Origin of the sequence: Fischerella sp. JS2, assembly GCF_032393985.1 — a bacterium.
Classification (GTDB): Bacteria; Cyanobacteriota; Cyanobacteriia; order Cyanobacteriales; family Nostocaceae; genus Fischerella.
In genome coordinates, this window is the sequence record NZ_CP135918.1 from 5018178 (window position 1) to 5041095 (window position 22918).

A 22918-nucleotide genomic window follows, 5' to 3' on the forward strand; every position below is an offset into this window, starting at 1 on the left:
CCAACAACTAACCACTAACCACTAACCATTAATGTAGAGACGCGAGGAACATCGCGTCTCTACCCACTAACTACTAACCACTAACTACTAACAACCAACAACCAATAAATTATGCCTTTAATTCATAAGTTATCACGCCGTCAACTTTTACAAATTTCTGGACTATCTGGTATCAGTTTTCTTCTTAGTGGCTGTGGTGTACCAATATTAGAAGATGTTGTTGGTGAAGTTTCTGAACCGTTAAACCAGAAACTAGAAACTTTAATCTTTAAATCACATCAGCCTGTACCAGAATTCTCTAAGAGTGAAATTCATCCAGAAGCTTTGATCATCAATAGCTTTAGAGGTACTCCCGTTATTGATTCAACTAAGTATCGTTTGGTTGTTGATGGTGAGGTAAATAATCCCCTTAGCCTCAGCATAGCCCAGATTCAGGCTTTGCCTATGACTGAGATGATTATTCGTCATGTGTGCGTAGAGGGTTGGGCGGCGATCGTGCAATGGGGTGGTGTACGTCTACAAGAAATTGTAGCCCTTGCCCAACCCCAAAAGAATGTTAAATATGTCTACTTTCAATCGGCTGATGGCTATTATTCTAGTTGGGATATTACTTCGGTATTGCATCCCCAAACATTATTAGCTTACCAAAAAAATGGTGAAACTCTACCAAAAGAAAATGGTGCGCCCTTGCGTTTAGCTTCACCAATTAAACTTGGTTATAAGCAAAGTAAATGGATAACTAGAATTACTTTAGTTAGTAGTTTATTGCCTTTAAAAGGCTATTGGGAAGACCAAGGTTACGAATGGTTTGCTGGACTTTAAAAACTTACAGCAGATTTCAAGTTTGTGAGGTGCACAATACCCCACCCGCGCTATCGCGCACCCTAACCGCTTGCGTTTAGAGTTAGGAGGGGTGTACTCCATTTATTTGCAAAATGCTGTAAAATTTATAGACTTAAATTCCTAACCTTGAAGTACAAAATTTCCTAACATAGTAGCGAATTCTAACCCAACTAACCTCAAATATTAAATTGATCGTGAAAATTTTTGCTCTTTTGTAAGACGATGAGCATCAAAATTAACAGCAATATTTCTAACCAATAATCTACCAGTTTCTGTAATGCCAATCTCATCTTTTGATAGGCTGACTAATCCATCCGATTCTAAAAGTTGTAATGCTTCTAATTCTTGACAAAAATACTCATCAAAACAGATATGATATTTATCTTCAATATCTGGCTTATGCAGTTTAGCATGAGACATCAGCCGCATAATCACATCCCGTCTGAGAATATCATCCTCAGATAACTTAATACCTTTAGCGATGGGTAAAACACTCGCGTTAATCGCCTGATAATAATCACGCAAGCGTTTGTGGTTCTGGGCATAGGCATCTTCTAGCATACTGACTGATGTTGCACCAAAACCAAAAAGTTCTGCTTGCCCACAAGTAGTATAACCTTGGAAGTTACGCTTCAATGTGTAGTTGCGTTGAGCGATCGCTAATTCATCATGAGGTTTGGCAAAATGATCCATGCCAATGAAAAGATATTGACTATTAGTTAACTCTTCAATAGTCATTTTCAAAATCTCTAACTTCTCCTTTGGTGCTGGTAGCGCATCTTTAGCAATTTTTTTCTGAATTGATTTTACCCACGGTATATAGGCAAAATTAAAGACTGCAATCCGGTCAGGATTTAACTCAATTGTCTTTTTAATTGTCTCGTGAAAGCTTTGATAAGTTTGATACGGTAGACCATAAATTAAGTCTACATTCACACTTTTAAACCCTGCTTCTGTGATCCAATCCATGACTTCAAATAGTGTTTTTTCTGGCTGGACGCGATTAATAGCCGCTTGCACTTGGGGATTAAAATCCTGAATACCAAAACTAATACGATTAAAGCCAATTTTTTTGAGAAAAAAGATGTAATTTTTATCAACGTAGCTGGGATTAATTTCGAGCGAGATTTCTGCTTGTGGATCGAAGTGGAAGTGATGAGTAATATTGTTCCACAGGTTTTCCACCTGTTCTAAACTTAAGTAGTTTGGGGTTCCTCCACCCCAGTGTATCTGCACTACTTTTCTATCTGTATCAATCAAAGATGCTATTTGTTTGATTTCTCGACCCAGATATTCTAGATAAGGTTTGGCAATATTCTTATTATGAGAAATAACTACATTGCAGCCACAAAAATAGCAAGCGCTCTGGCAAAAGGGAATATGAAAGTATAAAGACAGAGGCGTTTTTCTTTGATTTGAACAAGCGATCGCTTGTTCAAATTCAGATGCTGTAAATGCTTCATTCAGTTCTGTAGCGGGTGGATAACTAGTGTATCTGGGTGTGGGAATATCGTATTTTTTGATGATATCTATATCGAAATTCACACCAGGAATTTGCAAAACCATCGAATTTTTCCAATGAAGAAGGGTATATTTCAGTGTTCAGTTATCAGTGTTTAGTTAATAACTGATAACTGATAACTTATAACTGTTAACTGATAACTGTTTCTTGACCACGAGTTAGGGAATTAAATAATACTTGGCCAATTGCTTGAACTAAATTTCCTTCTAGTTCTTGAGCCATTTTCATATTGAAACTGAAGGCATTATTTGCTTCTGCGACAATTTTTTCTGCTGTGGAATCATCAACATTTAATGTGTCTAATGCTTGACGATACTTGTCTTTAAAAGCCTTTTTATCAGGAATTTGGTCAAAGTTGTAAAAAGACGTACCTTGATAACCTTCTAGCTTTAAGACTGACTGAGCAATTTTCTGTAACATCTGACCGCCGGAAAGATCGCCCATGTAGCGGGTGTATGCGTGTCCAATCAATAACTCAGGTGCTGTTGCAGATACTTCTTGAATTCGGGCAATATAATTCTGGGCAGTAGGAGATATTTTGACGTGCGATCGCCAGTCTTTACCATAGTAAAATTCCATATCTTTTTCTAAAGCGGCTTGGCGATTTAGTTCTGGAAAATAAATACTACCGACTATGGCGTGATCTTGATGTTTTTCTATCTCCGCTTCCAGTTGGCTGTAGACGTAATACAAGTTACCTAAAAATTTGGCAAAGCAGCCTCTATCTACAATCCCTTTGAGAAAACACTTCATGAATCCCACGTTTTCTGCTGCTGTGTGGGATTTTTGGGTTCCGGTACGAAGCTTAATCGCTAAATTGCTACTCATTGGTTTGTTCCTTCATCTCAAAACGCAAGCTGATACCTATCAGTTCACTGTCAACGCCAGCGTTGAAAAATCGTTATTCAGGTTTAGGAAAGGATTTGCATCATCACCGTCAGCTAATCACATCACCGATGCAGACCCAAGCCATGTTGATTTCTACCAAAATCATTTAACATTCAATCGCTAAATAATCATATAGTTATTTATAAATTTTCATAGTTCTCCAGATCAATTCAGGATAGTGCTTTGAAGTTTACGGGTGTACTGTGCGATCGCATAGCGCATCTGTATTTTTGTAAAGTTTCCTACATCCTGACACCCCAAACCCTATTTTCTAGCCCCTATATTCGCTACCGTTATTAAATTAGTCAACAGTACCAGCAACAGTGATCAAACTGGTAACTGAAAACTGATAACTGATAACTGTTAAATGGAGAGCAACCTTGCCTGATTCCATGCAACACGCCCAGTCACGGCTGGAGTTTATTCCGCAAAGCTTCAACCCTGTTGTACTCCGTCTTGCCCAGTGGTTGCTGCCTATTTTGCTACGCTTTCGGCTAAGACCGTGGTTGCCAGCTGGAATTTCCCGCATCCAAGTCAAGAATGCAGAAATTTTAGCCGAATTATATCAACAATTCCAAACTGGCAAAGTTCGCTTTTTGATGGCATTTCGTCATCCAGAGGTAGACGATCCCCTGTGTATGTTATACCTGCTTTCCAGAGCAGTGCCACGGGTTGCACGTCAGCAAGGAATTCCCTTGCAATACCCAATTCATTCACACTTCATTTATGAACGGGGAATGTTATTGTGGGCGGGAGACTGGCTAGGCTGGTTTTTCTCAAATTTAGGGGGAACTCCCATTCGTCGGGGTAAGCGACTCGACAAGCTAGGTATTCAAAATGCCCGGAATTTGTTTGCTAATGGCAAAATGCCGATCGCAGTAGCTCCCGAAGGTGCTACCAATGGACATAGTGGGATCGTTAGCCCTTTAGAACCTGGTGTTGCTCAATTTGGGTTTTGGTGTGTAGAAGACTTGCATAAAGCTAACCGTTCGGAAGAAGTTTTGATTGTGCCGATCGCGCTCCAGTATAGTTATGTGAAACCACCTTGGGCAAAACTGGATTGGCTGTTGAGTAAACTAGAAGCTGATTGTGGTTTGCCAGTAGAGACTATTGGCACATCTGAGATTGCCAATCCAGAAGAGATACACTATCCACGTCTGTTGCGGCTAGCGGAATGTCTTTTAACAGAGATGGAAGGATTTTATCAACGCTTTTATCATCAGCATCTTGCTGCAATTGATTGTGAACTTGAGGCTAGAGGCAATGCCAATGAGATACTAATCGCTAGACTGCATCGCTTACAAGATACAGCCTTAAAAGTTGCCGAGCAATATTTTAAACTACAACCACAAGGAAATTTTATTGACCGTTGTCGCCGTTTGGAAGAAGCTGGCTGGAGTTATATTTACCGAGAAGACGTGTCAGATATTAACGCTTTACCACCCTTCCAACGAGGATTAGCAGACTGGGTAGCAGCAGAAGCAGAACTGCGAATGCGACATATGCGATTGGTAGAAACTTTTACAGCAGTTACAGGGACTTATGTCAAGGAAAAACCTACTCCAGAAAGGTTTGCAGAGACAGCGCTACTAATATTTGACATGATTGCCCGAACCAGAAATAACACAAAACTGCCAGGGCGTCCCCGTTTGGGTTGGCGACAAGTACTAATTACAGTTGGTGAACCAATATCAGTTACACAACGGTGGGCAAAATCTCAAAGCGATCGCCATGCAGCAAGAGTTGGGGTGACTGAGTTAACAAAAGAACTGCACCAAGCTTTAGAACAATTAATTAAGGCGTGAAGCCTAACTAGAGTTTTGTCAATACCTATCTGCGGTAAATATTGATAAAAAATGTTTACAAAGTTTAATAATATGGGTTTATACACTCATAAGTATTTTTGCTCATAAAAATGATAGGCGATCAATTTCCCTGGCTCACTGCGATCATCCTATTGCCACTTGTGGCTTCCCTAGCCATTCCCTTTTTCCCCGATAAAAACGGCAAGCGTCTGCGCTGGTATGCTTTAGGGGTGGGTATGGCGGACTTTATTTTGATGTGCTATGCCTTTTGGCAACATTACGATGCCAGTAGCGCATCTGTTCAACTTGTGGAGAAATACACCTGGATACCTCAGCTAGGTTTGAACTGGGCAGTTTCAGTTGATGGACTGTCTGTACCACTAGTGCTGCTAGCAGGATTAGTAACAACACTGGCGATTTTTGCGGCCTGGCAAGTCGATCGCAAACCCCGCCTATTCTATTTTTTGATGTTGGTGTTATATTCTGCACAGATAGGCGTGTTTGTTGCCCAAGACATGCTGTTGTTGTTCATTATGTGGGAACTAGAACTGGTTCCTGTCTACCTACTCGTTTCTATTTGGGGCGGACAAAAGCGCCGCTACGCAGCGACAAAATTCTTGTTATACACAGCAGCAGCTTCGATTTTTATTCTGGTAGCAGGGTTAGCAATGGCCCTCTACGGTGACAATATGACCTTTGATATGGTCGAATTGGGGATGAAGAATTATCCCCTGGCACTAGAACTACTTCTGTACGCAGGATTGTTGATTGCCTTTGGTGTGAAGCTGGCTATTTTCCCCATGCACACTTGGCTACCTGATGCCCACGGTGAAGCGTCTGCGCCTGTGTCAATGATTTTGGCGGGTGTACTCCTGAAAATGGGTGGATATGGTCTAATTCGTCTCAATTTAGAAATTTTATCTGATGCCCACGTTTATTTTGCGCCAGTTTTAGCTTGTCTCGGTGTTATCAATATTATCTATGGTGCATTAAATTCCTTCGCCCAGCCCAACATGAAGCGTCGCCTCGCCTATTCATCAGTTTCTCACATGGGTTTTGTTCTGTTGGGTATTGCATCCTTCACCGACTTGGGAATCAGTGGGGCGATGCTACAGATGATTTCTCACGGTTTGATTGCCGCAGTCCTATTCTTCCTTACAGGTGTAACCTACGATCGCACCCACACATTGATCATGTCAGATATGGGTGGTATTGGTCGAGCAATGCCGAAAGTATTTGCCCTGTTTACAGCTGCTGCAATGGCGTCATTAGCCCTTCCTGGAATGAGTGGTTTTGTGGGCGAACTCGCAGTCTTTGTTGGCATCACCACTAGCGACATTTACAGTTCGACTTTCTGTACTGTCATGGTTTTCTTAGCAGCCGTCGGACTCATCCTCACACCAATATACCTACTCTCAATGCTCAGACAGGTATTTTACGGTTCTGATGTCGCTCCTACCTGTGTTATTTCTGATGCAGGTTCACAAAACCAAGACAATCAGGAAGCTGTTTGCTTCGGGACTAACTGCGTCCTCCCGACTGAGGCTAAGTTTAGCGATGCTAAGCCGCGTGAAGTGTTTATTGCTGCTTGCTTCTTGCTGCTGACTATCGGTATCGGCGTCTACCCAAAACTAGCTACCGAGATGTACGATGTCAAAACTGTTGCAATTAATACCCAGGTGCGTCAATCTTACATCCAAATCTCACAAACAAATCCCCAAATATTTGCTAAGGGCTTTCTATTTCCTAAAATCGCAGAATCTAATATAGCGTCTGTTTCCGGAATAGATAAATAACCTTGCGATCGCCTTAATACTCAAGCTTTGCCGAGGACAGGGAAAATATTCCCAAATCTGGGAGGGGTTTAATAGCCCCTCCCATTATTTTTTAGCCAAATAAAATTATACAATGAAAAAAGCTATGTAAATAAACGTAAATCCCTTGGTTTTTAGTAGCGCTTTAGCACCAGATTTTTACACTAAAAATTCTGGTTAGGGAATCTACCAATAAAATTATGAAAAATGAAACGATTTTGGAAAAAAACTGCCTTTTTTACGATTGTTGCCCTAATTGTTTTTAGTCTAGTTGCAAGTAGTGGAACAACAAATAAAATCCTCAATCAAGATACTCGTAATTCAGAAAGTTACATTCTTGCTGATTTACTTCCCAAGCAGCAATCAAATCAACTTTATATTGGCATAGTTAATGAGATAGTCACCCCCACTCCCGAGGCTACTCCTACTCCTAATTTAAACTTAACTAGCAAAGAGCGATTTTTAACAGCAATAACAGATAAATTATCAACAATTCCCGAATCTGGCACTTATGAATATAATTTATTGCGTGCCTATGGAGCAGCTTTTGTGAATCATAATTCAGAGGTTCAGCTTCCATCTCAAGTGTTATTTAAAGATGAAAAAGAAACAAAAGAATTTCAGGCTACCCTGACAATGGGTAAAGTGAATGGAACTAACAACTGTTATTTACAAAAAGCAGCAGCCGATGCCTTAAATCAGGCTAAAGCACAAGTTAGTATTCCCTTAAAATCTGGTGACGCTGATAGTGATTGCACTCGTAGTTTTGCCGCCAACGTTAGATTTTGGAGAAAATATGCTAACGATAAAACTTTAACAAGAGTTCAACAAGGTCAAGAAACAAAAATTTTGGGAACAGTTGCACCTCCTGGCGCATCACAACATCTGTGGGGATTAGCAATTGATTTGAGAGTATCAAGTGAAGCTCAAAGACAGGCTTTAAATCAAAATGGTTGGTTTCGGACTGTGGAATATGATGTACCCCATTGGACTTATATTGGTTATCCGCCAGATGAACTGGGTGATTTGGGATTTCAAAATAAAGTGATTGGTGGAATTAGTTATTGGCTAACTCCTTTATAAATTATCCACGTTGGGGTGGAAAAAAGAGTACAGGGTACCAACTATAACGCAATAATTCAGCCGCAAAACTGGAAATCAACCATTCTTGGAGTTTACCTATCGTTCCTGAAGACACTGCGATCGCACTAATATCTGCCATTGTAGCTGCCTCTAAAATCTGAGTCACGCAGTGTCCTTGGCGAACTTCTATCTCTACTTGTAAATTTACTCCCTCCAAATCAGCTTTAATCTGAGATAGGGTTTGCCCTGCCTGCTGCGGTGAGATTTTCTTTGGTACTTCCCGACGACCAGTATCTTCTAAGACCCAACATAACGTACACTGTTGGAGATATCTATCAGATTGTTGTTGAGCTAACTGCTTTACCTGTTGCACCAGATAATTTGCCGCTTGAGTATCGTTGTAGGGAAGTAGCAAAGAGCGGAAAAGGTGCTGACAACGGAGAGTTAATTCCTCAGAAGTATAAGTAGAGATTAACTGAGGACGCACTACCAAAAGAGGAATCATTGTTTTGTGAGACAAGTCAGCCATTGTACTACCCACCAATTTTTCAGTGAGTAAGTTGCGACTTTGAGAACCCAGTATAATCAGTTGGGACTGATAGGTTTGAGCAACCTTAAGGATGATTTCAACAGGCTTTCCCGATTGAACTTCTATTTTTACTTCTACATCAGTAGGAGTTTCACCAACGGTTTTTGCCAATCGGGTTTGAGCTTGTTCTATTTTCTCAGTATCGACTCGTGGAATAATACCTTTTTCCCACAATGGAACAACGTGCAAAAAAACTATTTGCTTCATCCCCGCAAGCGCAAGACTAGAAACAAAATGTGTGAGACGGTGTAAACCGTCAGAAAAATCTGTGCAAATCAAAACTCGTTGAAACATAGATAACCAGTAAAAGATATTTAGAAATCTTCTAATTTAATCCCGTAACCTATAATCAAATTCGTTTGAATACTTACAGCATATTTCATTACAGCGATCGCAACTGGTGCAAAGTATCAGTCAACACACTTTACGCACTATAGACTGAGTTCGCATAAATTGCTAATTGCGATCGATTTTTCAGATTGAGACGATTCAGCAGGTGGGTGACATGAGTTTTGACTGTTCCTTCCGAAATATAAAGTTGTTGTGCGATTTCGCGGTTCGTAGCACCAATTGCAATCAAGCGCAATACATCTTGTTCCCGATCAGTCAGCAAATCCAATTTTGGTTCTGGTAACTTCGGGCTAGCAGGTTCTGAAGTTTGGATTTTAGGAACTATCTTTTCTAACAGCCCTGGTCCCATTTGGGTGTAACCTTTATGGACAAACCGAATTGCCTGTGCTAATTCCTCAGATGGCATATCTTTGAGTAAATAGCCTTTTGCTCCTGATCGCATTGCATCAGCAATGTATTCATCATCATCAAAGGTGCTAAGGACTATCACTTTTGTATTTGGAAACTGCTCGGAGATGATGCTAGTAGCCACTCTACCATCCATCACAGGCATACGCACGTCCATTAACACAATATCTGGCTGTAATGCCTTTACTTGTGCGATCGCACTTTCACCATTATCCGCAGTTCCCACAACTTCTAAATCAGGCTCTAAATTTAACATAGCCCTGATACCGTCTCGAATAAGAGTCTGGTCATCTACGAGTAACAGACGAATCATATAGGAGTGCATCTAAACTTTTGCAGGAGTACTACCCTAGTGTAGAACTCTGTCTCCCTGATGCATACCAAAAAAATAAATTATCCAGTAGGGTAGCGTGTGTTAGTGATAACGTAACCCACTATATTTCCGTGTGGAGGTGCGTTACAGACATTCGTTCTGTCACACCTACTAGCGAGTATTACTTATTCATTTCAAATTAATAACTGAAGATATTAGACCTCTTACATGAATCCTAAAAACCCTCAATTCCTCCGTGAACGCAGGGTGGTTTCATACAAACACCAGAAAATTTAATTAGCTCCTTCACACCTGGAGATATGTATGTTAACAAACCACTACAAACCACTAAGGACACAAAGAACACAAAGAGTTTAAGAAGTTAGTAGGGATTATAATTTTTCTTCCGTCGTATGAAACCACCCTGCTTAATCCCACTATTAACGGGCTACCGTGTATACACAAGTTAAATTTACCTCCCTTAATCCCCGAATATCTTGGGAAATAAGAGATATAGTTCCCTCTCCTTGTAAAGGAGAGGGTTAGGGTGAGGTAAAACCAGGATTCATAAGCTATTTCAGACTTGTATGTACACCGTAGCTGTTAACGGGGAGAGATTTAGTTCCCTCCTCGTCAATGCTTAGGGTTAGGGTGAGGTAAAAAATATTTGTTTAAGAGGTCTATTGAATTTTTCTCTACAATCTCCAACTTTAGTCTTAGGAATATTTACTCAATGACTCAACGAAAGTCCCAGTAGGTTTATTTATTTAGTTGAGATGAGAGTATAGACGTTTTTCAGATGTTTATCTCTAATCAAAATTCTACTATGAATACAGTTGCGAAGGCAATCAAACACAGAAGACCAAAAAATAAATGAAAAGGTTTCCAAACTATTGCTTTCTTCAACTAGTAAACAACACACAAACAACACAAACAAACGAGGTAAATTATGTCTTACGAAATTAACAAATCTATTGAATTGTCTGAACAAGAACTAGATGTAGTAGCTGGTGGTGCTAGCTTGAATGAAATCGCTGCTTTTGCTGCTGAACAAAACAGCATTAAATCAAGTGTAGCTGCTACTCCCTTCGGAGCTTTTTCCCAAACAGATATTCAGGAATTAGATCTCGCATCTGCGGTTCAAAAACAAATCGACGTTTAGTTTAAACTTCTAAATTAGTCATTCTTCATTTCATTAGCAGAGGATTACCTCTGCTTTCAAAAAAAAACACAAACAACACAAACAAACGAGGTAAATTATGTCTCACGAAATCAACAAATCCATCGAATTGTCTGAACAAGAACTAGATGTAGTAGCTGGTGGCGCTAGCCTGAATGAACTTACTGCTTTTGCAGCTAGCCAAGAGAGCATTAAATCAGCTTCAGCAGCAACTGCTTTTGGCTCTTTCTCTACAACAGATATTCAAAGTTTAGATGTTGAATCTGTTGTGCAAAAACAAGCAGAGGCTTAAGTTCATCAATCAATAATTCTTCTTTGATTAGCAGAGGATTACCTCTGCTTTCAAAAAAAACACAAACAACACAAACAAACGAGGTAAATTATGTCTCACGAAATCAACAAATCCATCGAATTGTCTGAACAAGAACTAAATGTAGTAGCTGGTGGCGCTAGCCTGAATGAACTTGCTGCTTTTGCAACTGAAAAAGAAAGTATCAAATCAGCTTCAGCAGCAACTGGTTTTGGCTCTTTCTCTACAACAGATATTCAAGAATTAGATCTTGCATCTGTTGTGCAAAAACAAGCAGAAGCTTAAGTTCATCAATCAACAATTCTTCTTTGATTAGCAGAGGTAATCTCTGCTTTCAAAAAAAACACAAACAACACAAACAAACGAGGTAAATTATGTCTCACGAAATCAACAAATCCATCGAATTGTCTGAACAAGAACTAGATGTAGTAGCTGGTGGCGCTAGCCTGAATGAACTTGCTGCTTTTGCAACTAGCCAAGAGAGTATTAAATCAGCTTCAGCTGCTACTCCCTTTGGTTCTGTTTCAACGACAGATATTCAGTATTTAGATCTTGAATCTGTTGTTCAAAAACAAGCAGAAGCTTAAGTTCATCAATCAACAATTCTTCTTTAATTAGCAGAGGAAATTTTGATTATTTTATTCAATAATTAAGATTACTCTGCTTTACCAAATAAGTAGGAAGTGAGGATAAAACATGTCTAAGAAAATTAAAACTGATGAAGACAATAAAATCACAGAATTGTCTGAGGAAGAATTAGATGAAGTATCAGGAGGTCTCAACCTATCTGAATTGTTTAAAGATATTAATCAATTTAGCCAAGTAAATATAGCTAATTTCAAACAAAGTAAATTTGTCTTAGATCAGGTAAGCATTGTAAATTCAGAAGGTTCTTTTAATTCCTTACACATCGAAATTACTAATATAGAATCAACTGCTATTCAAGATCTAAATATTAGCTAAATATTCTAACTTTGACAAAAAACAGAGAAAAGAAAAATTTATTCAACCATGAATAATTCTCTGTTTTTATAAACTGAAATCTTTAAAAAAATTGGAGAAAGTTATGTCAGATGAAATATTTAACGACAATCAAATTATAGAACTGACTGAGCAAGAAATAAATACTTTAGCTGGTGGTATAGAGAATACTCAATATGTTGCTAAGCAACTGAGTCTAGTTCCCGATGATTTAACACAGTCAGTTTCCCAATCTGTGGATAAAATCTTCTCTGCGATTCCTCTTTTAGGTTTGGATTTATAGACGTGAATACAAATCCTCGAAAATAAACTCTATAACCTCTTAACAGTTAAATCAAGAACTTATCAATCGCAGATATATACCAGAACACAACTAGAAAAAAGAGATTATACAACTCGCCTCGAAAGAACTGGTCTGAAGTTGGCGTGCTGAAGCAGGAAATATTGTAAAGAAATATAACATTATTGAATGGCTGCATAAATTCCTAACCTACCTCAGATAGTTACACAAAGGTTCAAACAAAGATCACTCGATCTTATGCTTGCATTCTGCAAAGCCTTTTTATTTCCATTGTTAAATTTTTTACCAAGTAAAAACGCTCTCATACCCTTAGAAAATATAAGAGAGTCTAATTATGACAGAAGTTCTACTCAAGGAACTTAGTAATAGTGATATTGACTGGATGCTGAAGACTGGTAGTAGAGAAGAAATTTCTACAGGTCAAGTTCTCATCCGCCAAGGCGAACCTGTCAATGCTTTATATATTCTCTTAGATGGAGCATTAACAGTTTCTATATCTCAGGCTGACAACAACCCATTGGGACGTGCCTTTGCTGCTTTAGAAGGTGGTGAAATGTCAGGGCGGGAAATCGCCAGATTATCTAGTGGAGAAATGGTAGGAGAAATTCCTTTTATAGAGTCATACTTGCCTTCGACCACTGTTAAAGCACTCAAAAATTCCCAGGTTTTAGTGATTCCGCAACAACAGTTAGCAACAAAACTGAAACAAGATGTCGGTTTTGCTGCCCATCTTTACCGAGCAAGTGCAATTCTGCTTGCAGACAGACTAGAAAAAATAGTTAGTCAACTTGGTCACAGTACATTAGTCCTCAGCCAACCTCGGTTGAGAGAAATCTTATTTATTTTTGCAGAATTGCATGATAGCGATATTGATTGGTTAATTGTTGCAGGGGATGTAAACCGAATTCCCGCAGGTGCTGTTCTTATTCCTAGCGGCAGACCTGTAGAAGCTTTGCATATCCTTCTCGATGGAAAATTGACACTTTCTACATCTGAGGACGATCGCAATCCTTTAGCCCGTGCATTTTCCAATTTAGAAGACAGCGAAACTGTAGAACGCGAGTTTGCGAACTTGTCTCGAGGCGACATTGTCGGAGAAACCCCTTTTGTGGAGGCTCCTCCACCCTCTATGACTGTGAAAGCCGCAGAGGATTCGATGGTCTTGTCAATTCCTCGCTGGCGATTAGCCGCTAAACTGCTGCACGATGTTGCTTTTGCTGCCCGTTTTTATCGAGTTCTGGCAGTTCTTTTAGCATATAAACAACAAGCAATAGTTAGTCGGTTGGGGTACGGCAGACTTAGTTATAGTACGGGTCAGTCGCTGGGTGAAAATATCGAATATGAGAACGAACTGAACTCTGACTTTTTAGGGCAAGTAGCGCTGGCTGGAGCCAGATTTGACTGGATGCTGAAAAGAATTAGCCGCACTTAAATTCAGTGAACAGTTATCAACCGATAACTGATAACTGTACAGACGCGATTTATCGCGTAACTAATAACTGTACAGACGCGATAAATCGCGTCTCTAACTGATAACTGATATAAGATTATGGTTACTCAAAAAAATAATTTATTTCGCAAACAAGCCTTAGATCATTCATCTTCACCTGAGCGCTTAGATCAGTTAATGCAAGTAATTAGCCCGACCAAGTGGCTACCTTTAATTGGTCTGGGTACTTTGGTTGCAGCAGGTTTGGCCTGGAGTGTATTGGGTCGTATCCCGATTACAGTTGAGGGTAAAGGTGTAGTTATCTTTCCTAGCAAAGTAGTCGGGTTCGATTTTCCTTCTTCAGGTCAATTGCAGACATTAAATGTGCGTGTGGGCGACTTCGTTAAGAAAGGACAAGTACTGGGAACAATTGACCAAAATGAACTGCAAGCGCAACTGCTACAACAGCGTGCCAAATTAGCACAACTGCAAGCCCAAGATCAAGATGCTAATTCACTGCAAGACCAACGCACTCAACAGCAAATCATAACGATCGCTCAACAGCGCCAAAACTTAGAAGTACAATTGCAGCAAGCCCAAGCTTTAAATCCAATTCTCAAAAGTAAAAATTTGGATGCGATCGATCAACAGCGACAAAATCTATTACAAAATTTGCGCGATGCTGAAACTTTAGCTCCTACTCTCAAAGTAAGACTTGAGCGGCGTCAAGCACTCAAAAATGAAGGAGCTATTTCAGATGATACAGTGTTAGAAGCACAACAAACTTACCTCAATAGTCTGCAAAAAATTTCTGAACTCAAACAACAACTCAAGCAACTGGATATCAATCAGGTTCAAGCCCAAAAGTCCTACCTAGAGAATCTTAACCAAATTGATAAATTTAAAACCCAGTTGACAGAACTAAACGCTCAACAAAAAAGCTTAGCAGAACGAAATTTCCAAGCTTCAGTGACTCGGAAAAATCAGATTCAAGATTTGCAGCGCACCATTGCCCAACTAGAATTAAATTTAAAAAATAACTCTCAATTTATCAGTAATTATACTGGACGTATTTTAGAACTTACCGTCAATCCCGGACAAAGTTTGGCTCCAGGAACTCGCATTGGCACAATTGATATTCAACAAACACCGTCTACAAAATTACAAACAGTTGCATTTATTCCTGTTAATGACGGTAAAAAGCTCCGCAAGGGTATGAAGTTACAAATTACACCTTCTACAGTCGAGCGGGAACGCTTTGGCGGTATTGTTGGCACAATCACCGATGTTTCACCCTTCCCGATTACAAAAGCAGGTGCAGCTAAGGTCGTAGGCAATCCAGACATCGTCAATAGTTTAGTCACAGCACAACCTCAGATCCAAGTCATCGCCGAACTTCAACCAGACACTTCAACCTTCAGTGGTTACAAATGGTCTTCTTCCAAAGGCCCAGAACAAAAAATCACTCCTGGTACGACTTCCTCTGTACGGATCACCGTGAAAGAAGAAGCACCAATTAATTTTGTATTACCCATTCTGAAGTCTTTGGGTGGATCGTAGGAATTGGGAAGATGGGGAGGTGGGGAGATGGGGAGGTGGGGAGTGTGAGGAGAATAACCAACCACTAACTACTAACCACTAATGTACAGACGCGATGTTCCTCGCGTCTGTACTAACTACTAACTATTGATAAATAACTATGTTAAAGCGAATATTAAAATCACTACCTAAAAAGCGTAAAGATACTCGGCGTCATACTCCCACGCTGCTGCAAATGGAAGCTGTGGAATGTGGCGCTGCTTCTTTAGGAATTATTCTTGGTTATTACGGTCGAATTGTGCCGTTGGCGAAACTCCGTCAAGATTGCGGTGTATCGCGTGATGGGAGTAAAGCTACTAACGTCCTCGCTGCTGCTAGAAGCTATGGGTTTAATGCCAAAGGTTTCAAGACAGATTTGGATGGACTACGGGAAATGGAATGTCCTTACATTGTGTTTTGGAATTTCAACCATTTCCTAGTTGTAGAAGGATTTGGTAAGGATCGAGTTTATCTCAATGATCCTGCTAGTGGGCCACGCCATGTCTCTATGCAGGAATTTAGCAATTCTTTTACAGGTGTAGTATTGGTTTTGCAGCCTGGCCCAGAGTTCAAAAGAGGGGGACGCAAACCCAGCATTGTTGCAGCTTTGTGGCAAAGAATGCGCTTTTCGGTTGTGGCACTTGTTTATTGTGTGGTAGCAGGATTGTTCTTGGTAATTCCTGGAATGGCAATGCCAGCTTTTTCCCAGGTATTTGTAGATAATATTTTAATTCAGGGTCGCAAAGAATGGTTGAATCCCCTGATTGGGGGGATTGTATTTACAGCAGTAATTACTGGATTTTTGACTCTACTACAGTTGCAGTCTCTGCGTCGGATGAAAATCAAGCTATCTGTAGGTATGTCCAGTCAATTTTTGTGGCATATTTTACATTTACCTGTGAGTTTTTACGATCAACGATTTGCAGGAGAAATCAGCAGCCGTGTGCAGCTTAACGACTCTTTAGCAGGTCTACTTTCCGGTAAATTGGCAACCACAGCGATCGCAGCAGTAACGGTAATTTTTTATGCAGTGATCATGCTGCAATATGACGTTGTGCTAACTTCGATTGGCATAGCTTTTGTCGCTTTTAATCTCCTCGCCTTGCAGTGGGTATCAAGACGACGCGTTGATGCCAATATGCGATATCAACAGGATCAAGGTAAAGTAACTGGAGTTTCAATTTCTGGTCTCCAGAGTATGGAAACGCTGAAGTCATCGGGCTTGGAGTCAGATTTCTTCTCGCGGTGGGCAGGTTATTATGCCAAATCGATCAATACTCAACAAGAAATGGATGTAACTAACCAAGCATTAGGAGTGTTACCTTCTTTCCTCTCCAGAATTGCCTCCATGTTGCTGATCACTGTAGGCGGTTTGCGGGTGATAGATGGATATTTAAGCATTGGGATGCTAGTGGCATTTCAGGCTTTGATGCAACAGTTTATGCAGCCTGTGAACAATCTCATTACTTTGGGAAGTAGCCTGCAAGAAGTAGAAGGTAGTATCACCCGTCTTGATGATGTGTTGCGTAACCCGACGGTTCGGGAAAAGGGAGGACAAGGGGGACAGGGAGGGCAAGGGGGCGAAGGGAGACAAGGGAGACAAGGAGGAAAAGGGGATCTTGGGAATATATATGAAGCACTCTCCGCGTCACCTGCTCAGAAGCTTTCGGCGTCTTCTTCCGTTCCTGTACCTGCTGCTCCTGCAACTAAATTACAAGGGTATGTCGAGCTACGCAATGTTACTTTTGGCTATAACCGGATTGCTGCTCCTTTGATTGAAAACTTTAATTTCTCGCTTAAACCAGGACAGCGCGTTGCTTTAGTTGGTGGAAGTGGTTCTGGTAAGTCTACGATCGCCAAAATGATCGCTGGGCTATATGAACCTTGGGAAGGAGAGATCCTGTTTGATGGTCAACCCAGAAGTGAAATTCCTCGGCAAGTTTTAGTTAATTCTCTGGCTTTAGTAGAACAGGATATTTTTCTGTTTGCTGGCAGTGTTAGAGAAAACTTGACGCTCTGGGATACTACTGTACCAGAAAGTAATTTGGTGCGTGCTTGTAAAGATGCAGCAATCCACGATATTGTGATTTCCTTGCCAGGGGGTTATGGTGCTGAACTCTTAGAAGGTGCCAGCAATTTGAGCGGCGGTCAGCGACAGCGTTTGGAAATTGCCCGCTCTTTAGTTAATAATCCCGCAATCTTAGTAATGGATGAAGCTACCAGCGCTCTTGATACTGAGACCGAAAAAATCATTGACCGGAAACTCCGCCAGCGTGGTTGTACTTGCATTATAGTGGCGCATCGCCTCAGCACGATCCGCGATTGTGATGAAATTATTGTCCTCGAACGAGGAAAGGTAATCCAGCGCGGAACCCACGATGAATTGAAGCAGGTTGAGGGTAAGTATTTGGAGTTGATTCGTAGTGAGGGGGGAGCGCTTTAGGGGAGGTGGGGAGTGTGGGGAGTGTGAGGAGTGTGTAGACGCGTAGCGGCTTAAGGTAAGGGTGGAGTGTGTAGACACGCAAGTGGCTTCCCGTAGGGTGGAGTGTGAAGAGTAAAGACTATTAACTACTAACCACTAATGTACAGACGCGAGGAACATCGCGTCTCTACCCACTAACTACTAACCAATAACCAATGACTATTGACTATTAATTAATATTTATGATTAATCAAATTAGTTTTGTTATCCCACAGGGACAAGAATATATATTAAAGGGTAATCAACCAATACTTTTAAATGACCCAGAGACGGTTTGGTTGATTAAGTCTGGTTCGATGGCGTTGTTTGTGATCGCTGTTAAGGATGGTGTACCGGAGGGTTCTCGGCGTTATTTATTGACTTTGGGAGATGGAGAGGCGATGTTCTCGACAATACCTAGTCAAAATCAGGAGCAACGCCAGATTCTAGCGGTATCGATGGAGGAGACAGAACTCCTGAAGATGTCCAAGGCAGATTTTAACAGGTTGATTGCCAATAAAGATGGTGAGGCTGTGTCGCTGGTGGATGACTGGGTGAATCAGCTAGGCTTGGCACTGTCTGAAATTGTTCCTCCAGCAATGCCTGTCAAACCAGAAGGAATTAACTTTTTCTCCTTAAATAAAAGTGATATTTTCCAACCCCAACCTGATACAGTGTCTTGGGTGGAAATTCAGGAAGGGTATGTTCGTTGGATGGGAATTGAAAAACTACAAATTTATCCCAGTTCTGGCATTTTGCCTTTGAGTGCAGATATGTGGTTGCAGGCAGATAGTATTGTTGAGCTTGCTACTAGTGAAACTTCGGATCTGCAAAATGGAGATACGATATTAAAAAGTTTGTCCCAACTGACAACCTATTTTCTTCAAGGTATTGAACTGTTGGAGCAATCGGAAATAACCGCAGAATTACGGAGGTTTCAAGAAAGGGAACGTCTCAATTATCAGGTAATGCAGGAGGCTTTGGGGGAACTGTCATCCGTGCTAGAAGTACGGAAATCAGCTTTTCCTCCAGAGACAAAGTCGGTTGATACTTCAGATCAGGCTTTAATGATTGCTGCTGGTGCGGTGGGACGTGCTTTAGGGATTAAGATTTGCCCACCAGCCCAGTCAGAGGATCTTAGACGGGTAGCAGAACCACTAGAAGCGATCGCTCGTGCTTCCCGAGTCAGGATGCGTCGGATTTCTTTGGCTGACAAGTGGTGGAAAAAAGATTCTGGCCCCGTACTTACTTACACCAAAGACGACCACCCTGTAGCAATATTACCGATATCCGACAACCGTTACGAGATTTTTGATCCCCTGGAGCGGACTCGTACCCGTGTAGATGAGCGCTCTGCTGCTAATTTAGCTCCGACTGGCTACGTATTTTATCGACCTTTTCCTGATACAAAATTTAAAATTCAAGATTTACTCCAGTTTGCCCTGCGAGGACACTTCAAAGAGCTAATTTACATTATGCTGGCGGGAGTGATCACCACTGTACTAGGGATGCTGACACCCCAAGCAACTGCTATCTTGATCGACAATGCCATTCCGGATGCTAACCGGGGATTATTAACGCAAATTGGCTTAGGTCTTTTGGCTGTCACCTTTGGACAAACGATGTTTGAACTGACTCAAGCATTTGCCATTATCAGACTACAGACTTTTGCAGAATCTTCTACACAGGCGGCGGTATGGGATCGGCTGTTAAATTTGCAAGCGTCGTTTTTCCGTCAGTACTCAGTTGGTGACTTGAAATCTCGGGTGAGTAGCATTTCTCAAATTCACCAGAAATTAAGTAGTACTGTCATCAAAAGTATTTTCTCTAGTTTCTTTTCTTTGCTTAATCTTGGACTGTTGTTTTACTACAGTGCAACGCTTGCTTTGCTTGCATGTTTTGTTGCTGTTGTCAATATTGCTATCACTCTTTTCTCTGGTATTCTGACTGTACAAAAGTTCCGTCCCTTGCTAGAGCTAGAAGGGCAAATCTTTGGTGTGATGGTGCAGTTGATTAATGGTGTATCGAAAATCCGAGTTTCAGGAGCAGAGTCACGAGCCTTTGCCTACTGGAGTAGACAATACACTCATCAACTCAAACTGATGTTGAGAACTCAGGGTATTGAAGATGGTGTGACTTTCATCACTAAAGTGCTGCCACCTCTAACAAATGCTCTTCTATTTTGGGTTGCTGCTAGTATGATTCAGGACTCACCTGAAGGTGGCGGTTTATCTACTGGTATTTTCCTCGCCTTCAATGCTGCCTTTGGTAGCTTCATTGGTGGAGCGACTAGTTTAAGTACCACAGTTGTGGACGTTATGCGAGTCTTACCGATGTGGAAACGTGCGGAACCAATTCTCACAGCCATACCAGAAATCACTGCCAGCAAAACCGATCCTGGCAGACTATCGGGTAAGTTGCTTGTAGACCATGTGGTGTTTCGCTATCGAGATGATGGGCCGCTGACTTTAGATGATGTCACCATCAAAGCTGAACCAGGAGAGTATATTGCCCTTGTTGGCCCTTCTGGAAGTGGTAAATCAACTCTGTTTCGTTTATTGCTGGGTTTCGATCATCCGGAGTCTGGCACGATTTACTACGATGGACAAGATTTGGCTGGACTAGATGTGAATGCTGTGCGTCGGCAGTTGGGTGTGGTGATGCAAAATAGCCGGATGATGTCGGGTTCGATCTTTGATAATATTGCTAGCGGGGCAATGATTACGATGGAAGAAGCCTGGGACGCAGCACGAGCCTCTGGTTTAGCCGACGATATCGAAGGTATGCCGATGGGTATGCATACAGTAGTGAGCGAGGGTGCTACTAACTTATCCGGGGGACAACGACAAAGGTTATTAATTGCGCGAGCATTAGTATTGAAACCCCGGATTTTGTTATTTGACGAAGCTACTAGTGCTTTAGATAACAGAACTCAGGCAATTGTCAGTGAAAGCTTGGAAAGATTACAAGTAACCAGAATTGCGATCGCTCACCGTCTTAGCACTATCCGTAATGCTCATCGCATATATGTACTCCAGGGGGGTAGAGTCGTACAGCAAGGTAGTTTCGACGAACTAGCACAACAACAAGGACTGTTTGCTCAGTTAATGGCAAGACAGATGTTGTAATAGAGGCTAACGACTAATTCACCATTTTAGTCGTGTCAGACTGATAGTAAAACGGTATGAGCCTATGCTTCAATTATTGATGGAAGCTAAAACTGTTGAAGCATCTAATGATGCAGTTTACTACTTTCCGCTGAGTAATGGACGCTATGAGGTCAAACCTGGTTTAATTCCTTTAACCAACGACATTGGTAATGGTCAAGTTGACCAACAAGTATTTCAAATAGATGAAAACTTTGCTCACTATCGTGATGTAAAGCTTGCTGGGCGCACCGAAAGATTGAGCAAGTACTATCAAACTAGTAATTATTCTAATGTTGTAGCTAGTGCGATCGCTCAATTAATTATCAACCGCCTCACTCAAGAATACCCACAATACTTCCACATCGAACGCGGGAGCAACGCTGATATCAAATTTTACAATCAACTGACAGGAGAGTCTCTCTATCTAGATCCAAATTACCAGATACAAATAGCACAAACTAGCTCAATAATTCCACCTTATGCCTCTACTCTCGATGCGTTGGCGGCACAGATACAAGAAGATATCACTGTAATCTCCCGTAGAAAAAATGGTAACAATTGGGTAAGTGCAATTCATCTGTGCTATCCCAACCACTGGTCAGCAGAAGAGAAAATTGGCAAAGACTTTGCCACAGTTCATGTACCTGTGGCAGGTATAGAAAAAATTAATCGCCGCGCTAACGCCATTGTCAACACCATGATTATCCGGGAACCAATGGTACGCTTTGCTTGGGGTTTAAGTACTGACACTCGCCTGAACCATCACCCCGAAGCACCGCCAAATGTGTCAGTCAAACAATGGCTAGGTAGAAATTTTAATCGGGAGCATCCTCGCTTGTATCTGCGAATAGAGCGTCAAGTGATTTGGGGATTACCAGAGTGTGAGGCGGCGCTATTTACTATCCGCACCTACTTTCGGGATTGTCATGTGATCAAAAAAGACCCACAGTTGCGGTACCAACTATCTGCTGCAATTCACTCGATGAGACCGGAATCTCTCATTTATAAGGGATTGGCAGACAGTAAAGCCGAGATTTTAGCATGGCTAGACCAGGTTTAAGACATCAAACTTTGACTAAGCAGTGAAGCAGAATCTTCATCCAAAAACAGTGTTGTCTGAGAATATTTACGCAGCACAGAAACAGGACAATCTGTGCTGATCTGTCCTTGTAACATCTTTTGGACTATTTTAGCTTTATGTGATGCTGGCGCAAGACAAAGAATTTTTTTAGCAGAACAAATTGTGGGAATAGTAACAGTAAAAGCATATTTTGGTACAGCTTCTAAACTAGCAAAATGACCTTGCTTTACTTGTTGCTGGTGATTAACTTGATCTAATTTGACTAGTTTGACGCTGTAACGATCTTGGAAATTAGCCACAGATGGATCGTTGAAAGCGATGTGTCCGTTTTCTCCCACACCCAAGCAACACAAATCAATTGGTTGTGCTTGTAATAATTTGCTGTAGCGATCGCATTCTAGTATTGGTTCTAAAGTGTCACCCTCTATGTAATGAAATTCTTTCAGATTGACTCGATTGTGGAAACGTTCCCGCAGGTAGCGCCGAAAACTAGCAGCATGAGTAGCAGAAATTCCTAAATACTCATCTAAATGAAAACAAGTAACCCGCGACCAATCAATGCCACCCAATCCTATCAATGCATCGAGAAATTTAATCTGAGAATTACCTGTAGCTAGCAATACAGTAGCATTACCATTTTGTTGTAGAACATCCTGTAAATAATTCTGTGCAATTTCTGCTACATTCTGGGCTAATTCAGTTTCACCGTTATAAATTTGCACATTCAACTCATCAACATGAAACAATTTTTTGGCAGTTGGCATTGAATTATCAACTATGAATTATAAAGAGACTCTGTAATACCATTTTGGATTTTAGATTTTAGATTGAG

20 protein-coding genes are annotated in these 22918 nt (G+C 41.0%); 15 read left to right on the top strand and 5 right to left on the bottom strand.

Annotated elements, in window-relative coordinates; genetic code table 11:
• Positions 1-111 precede the first annotated feature (111 nt).
• The gene (locus RS893_RS21335) at positions 112-822 is read left to right on the top strand and encodes a molybdopterin-dependent oxidoreductase (RefSeq protein ID WP_315787704.1); all 711 of its coding nucleotides are present in this window, start codon (positions 112-114) and stop codon (positions 820-822) included.
• Between the two features lie 204 nt (positions 823-1026).
• Here RS893_RS21335 and hemN read toward each other — a convergent pair whose 3' ends face one another.
• Both hemN and RS893_RS21345 read right to left on the bottom strand, forming a co-directional pair.
• Positions 1027-2409, bottom strand: a complete 1383-nt coding sequence (gene hemN / locus RS893_RS21340; RefSeq protein ID WP_315787706.1) for an oxygen-independent coproporphyrinogen III oxidase — start codon at positions 2407-2409, stop codon at positions 1027-1029.
• Between the two features lie 85 nt (positions 2410-2494).
• On the bottom strand, positions 2495-3193 hold the full coding sequence (locus RS893_RS21345) for a heme oxygenase (biliverdin-producing) (protein WP_315787708.1): 699 nt from the start codon (positions 3191-3193) through the stop codon (positions 2495-2497).
• A 452-nt stretch (positions 3194-3645) separates the two neighbouring features.
• Here RS893_RS21345 and RS893_RS21350 point away from each other — a divergent pair, with 452 nt between their 5' ends.
• The 3 genes from RS893_RS21350 (at position 3646) to RS893_RS21360 (ending at position 7955) form a co-directional block, all read left to right on the top strand.
• The gene (locus RS893_RS21350; RefSeq protein WP_315792060.1) at positions 3646-5058 is read left to right on the top strand and encodes a 1-acyl-sn-glycerol-3-phosphate acyltransferase; all 1413 of its coding nucleotides are present in this window, start codon (positions 3646-3648) and stop codon (positions 5056-5058) included.
• Between the two features lie 110 nt (positions 5059-5168).
• The gene (locus RS893_RS21355) at positions 5169-6854 is read left to right on the top strand and encodes an NAD(P)H-quinone oxidoreductase subunit 4 (protein ID WP_315787710.1); all 1686 of its coding nucleotides are present in this window, start codon (positions 5169-5171) and stop codon (positions 6852-6854) included.
• A 225-nt stretch (positions 6855-7079) separates the two neighbouring features.
• Positions 7080-7955 carry a D-alanyl-D-alanine carboxypeptidase family protein gene (locus tag RS893_RS21360; protein ID WP_315787712.1) on the top strand — a complete coding sequence of 292 codons (876 nt, stop codon included), beginning with the start codon at positions 7080-7082 and terminating at the stop codon, positions 7953-7955.
• 1 nt (position 7956) lies between these two features.
• Here the strand turns inward: RS893_RS21360 and RS893_RS21365 are convergent, their stop codons facing one another.
• A complete protein-coding gene (locus tag RS893_RS21365; protein WP_315787713.1) occupies positions 7957-8838 on the bottom strand; it encodes a universal stress protein in 882 nt (293 codons plus the stop codon).
• Between the two features lie 130 nt (positions 8839-8968).
• Positions 8969-9616 carry a response regulator transcription factor gene (locus RS893_RS21370; RefSeq protein ID WP_315787715.1) on the bottom strand — a complete coding sequence of 216 codons (648 nt, stop codon included), beginning with the start codon at positions 9614-9616 and terminating at the stop codon, positions 8969-8971.
• A gap of 949 nt (positions 9617-10565) precedes the next feature.
• Here RS893_RS21370 and RS893_RS21375 point away from each other — a divergent pair.
• From RS893_RS21375 to RS893_RS21425, 11 genes are all read left to right on the top strand, one after another.
• Entirely contained in the window at positions 10566-10778 is a 213-nt protein-coding gene (locus RS893_RS21375; RefSeq protein WP_315787717.1) for a CTB family bacteriocin, read from the top strand.
• A gap of 97 nt (positions 10779-10875) precedes the next feature.
• Positions 10876-11088, top strand: a complete 213-nt coding sequence (locus tag RS893_RS21380; RefSeq protein WP_315787718.1) for a CTB family bacteriocin — start codon at positions 10876-10878, stop codon at positions 11086-11088.
• Between the two features lie 90 nt (positions 11089-11178).
• Positions 11179-11391: a CTB family bacteriocin gene (locus tag RS893_RS21385; RefSeq protein ID WP_315787720.1), complete on the top strand. Its 213-nt coding sequence runs from the start codon at positions 11179-11181 to the stop codon at positions 11389-11391.
• Positions 11392-11480: 89 nt separating this feature from the next.
• Positions 11481-11693 (top strand): CTB family bacteriocin, encoded by a 213-nt coding sequence (locus RS893_RS21390; protein ID WP_315787721.1) that lies wholly within the window; start codon positions 11481-11483, stop codon positions 11691-11693.
• Positions 11694-11802: 109 nt separating this feature from the next.
• Complete coding sequence (locus tag RS893_RS21395; protein WP_315787723.1) at positions 11803-12069, top strand: CTB family bacteriocin; 267 nt, start codon at positions 11803-11805, stop codon at positions 12067-12069.
• 103 nt (positions 12070-12172) lie between these two features.
• The gene (locus tag RS893_RS21400) at positions 12173-12370 is read left to right on the top strand and encodes a hypothetical protein (protein ID WP_315787725.1); all 198 of its coding nucleotides are present in this window, start codon (positions 12173-12175) and stop codon (positions 12368-12370) included.
• A 352-nt stretch (positions 12371-12722) separates the two neighbouring features.
• A complete protein-coding gene (locus RS893_RS21405) occupies positions 12723-13820 on the top strand; it encodes a cyclic nucleotide-binding domain-containing protein (protein WP_315787727.1) in 1098 nt (365 codons plus the stop codon).
• Between the two features lie 117 nt (positions 13821-13937).
• Entirely contained in the window at positions 13938-15377 is a 1440-nt protein-coding gene (locus RS893_RS21410; protein WP_315787729.1) for an NHLP bacteriocin system secretion protein, read from the top strand.
• A 139-nt stretch (positions 15378-15516) separates the two neighbouring features.
• On the top strand, positions 15517-17838 hold the full coding sequence (locus RS893_RS21415; RefSeq protein ID WP_315787731.1) for an NHLP family bacteriocin export ABC transporter peptidase/permease/ATPase subunit: 2322 nt from the start codon (positions 15517-15519) through the stop codon (positions 17836-17838).
• 221 nt (positions 17839-18059) lie between these two features.
• Complete coding sequence (locus RS893_RS21420; RefSeq protein ID WP_315787733.1) at positions 18060-20984, top strand: NHLP bacteriocin export ABC transporter permease/ATPase subunit; 2925 nt, start codon at positions 18060-18062, stop codon at positions 20982-20984.
• 64 nt (positions 20985-21048) lie between these two features.
• Positions 21049-22065: a DUF3445 domain-containing protein gene (locus tag RS893_RS21425; protein WP_315787735.1), complete on the top strand. Its 1017-nt coding sequence runs from the start codon at positions 21049-21051 to the stop codon at positions 22063-22065.
• Here RS893_RS21425 and RS893_RS21430 read toward each other — a convergent pair.
• Complete coding sequence (locus tag RS893_RS21430; RefSeq protein WP_315787737.1) at positions 22062-22850, bottom strand: glucosamine-6-phosphate deaminase; 789 nt, start codon at positions 22848-22850, stop codon at positions 22062-22064. The genes RS893_RS21425 and RS893_RS21430 overlap by 4 nt on opposite strands.
• Between the last annotated feature and the right edge of the window lie 68 nt (positions 22851-22918).

Excerpts from the sequence above, each read along its gene's own strand:
- RS893_RS21335 (WP_315787704.1), top strand. The coding sequence starts at position 112 with ATGCCTTTAATTCATAAGTTATCACGCCGTCAACTTTTACAAATTTCT.
- hemN (WP_315787706.1), bottom strand. The coding sequence starts at position 2,409 with ATGGTTTTGCAAATTCCTGGTGTGAATTTCGATATAGATATCATCAAA.
- RS893_RS21345 (WP_315787708.1), bottom strand. The coding sequence starts at position 3,193 with ATGAGTAGCAATTTAGCGATTAAGCTTCGTACCGGAACCCAAAAATCC.
- RS893_RS21350 (WP_315792060.1), top strand. The coding sequence starts at position 3,646 with ATGCAACACGCCCAGTCACGGCTGGAGTTTATTCCGCAAAGCTTCAAC.
- RS893_RS21355 (WP_315787710.1), top strand. The coding sequence starts at position 5,169 with ATGATAGGCGATCAATTTCCCTGGCTCACTGCGATCATCCTATTGCCA.
- RS893_RS21360 (WP_315787712.1), top strand. The coding sequence starts at position 7,080 with ATGAAACGATTTTGGAAAAAAACTGCCTTTTTTACGATTGTTGCCCTA.
- RS893_RS21365 (WP_315787713.1), bottom strand. The coding sequence starts at position 8,838 with ATGTTTCAACGAGTTTTGATTTGCACAGATTTTTCTGACGGTTTACAC.
- RS893_RS21370 (WP_315787715.1), bottom strand. The coding sequence starts at position 9,616 with ATGATTCGTCTGTTACTCGTAGATGACCAGACTCTTATTCGAGACGGT.
- RS893_RS21375 (WP_315787717.1), top strand. The coding sequence starts at position 10,566 with ATGTCTTACGAAATTAACAAATCTATTGAATTGTCTGAACAAGAACTA.
- RS893_RS21380 (WP_315787718.1), top strand. The coding sequence starts at position 10,876 with ATGTCTCACGAAATCAACAAATCCATCGAATTGTCTGAACAAGAACTA.
- RS893_RS21385 (WP_315787720.1), top strand. The coding sequence starts at position 11,179 with ATGTCTCACGAAATCAACAAATCCATCGAATTGTCTGAACAAGAACTA.
- RS893_RS21390 (WP_315787721.1), top strand. The coding sequence starts at position 11,481 with ATGTCTCACGAAATCAACAAATCCATCGAATTGTCTGAACAAGAACTA.
- RS893_RS21395 (WP_315787723.1), top strand. The coding sequence starts at position 11,803 with ATGTCTAAGAAAATTAAAACTGATGAAGACAATAAAATCACAGAATTG.
- RS893_RS21400 (WP_315787725.1), top strand. The coding sequence starts at position 12,173 with ATGTCAGATGAAATATTTAACGACAATCAAATTATAGAACTGACTGAG.
- RS893_RS21405 (WP_315787727.1), top strand. The coding sequence starts at position 12,723 with ATGACAGAAGTTCTACTCAAGGAACTTAGTAATAGTGATATTGACTGG.
- RS893_RS21410 (WP_315787729.1), top strand. The coding sequence starts at position 13,938 with ATGGTTACTCAAAAAAATAATTTATTTCGCAAACAAGCCTTAGATCAT.
- RS893_RS21415 (WP_315787731.1), top strand. The coding sequence starts at position 15,517 with ATGTTAAAGCGAATATTAAAATCACTACCTAAAAAGCGTAAAGATACT.
- RS893_RS21420 (WP_315787733.1), top strand. The coding sequence starts at position 18,060 with ATGATTAATCAAATTAGTTTTGTTATCCCACAGGGACAAGAATATATA.
- RS893_RS21425 (WP_315787735.1), top strand. The coding sequence starts at position 21,049 with ATGCTTCAATTATTGATGGAAGCTAAAACTGTTGAAGCATCTAATGAT.
- RS893_RS21430 (WP_315787737.1), bottom strand. The coding sequence starts at position 22,850 with ATGCCAACTGCCAAAAAATTGTTTCATGTTGATGAGTTGAATGTGCAA.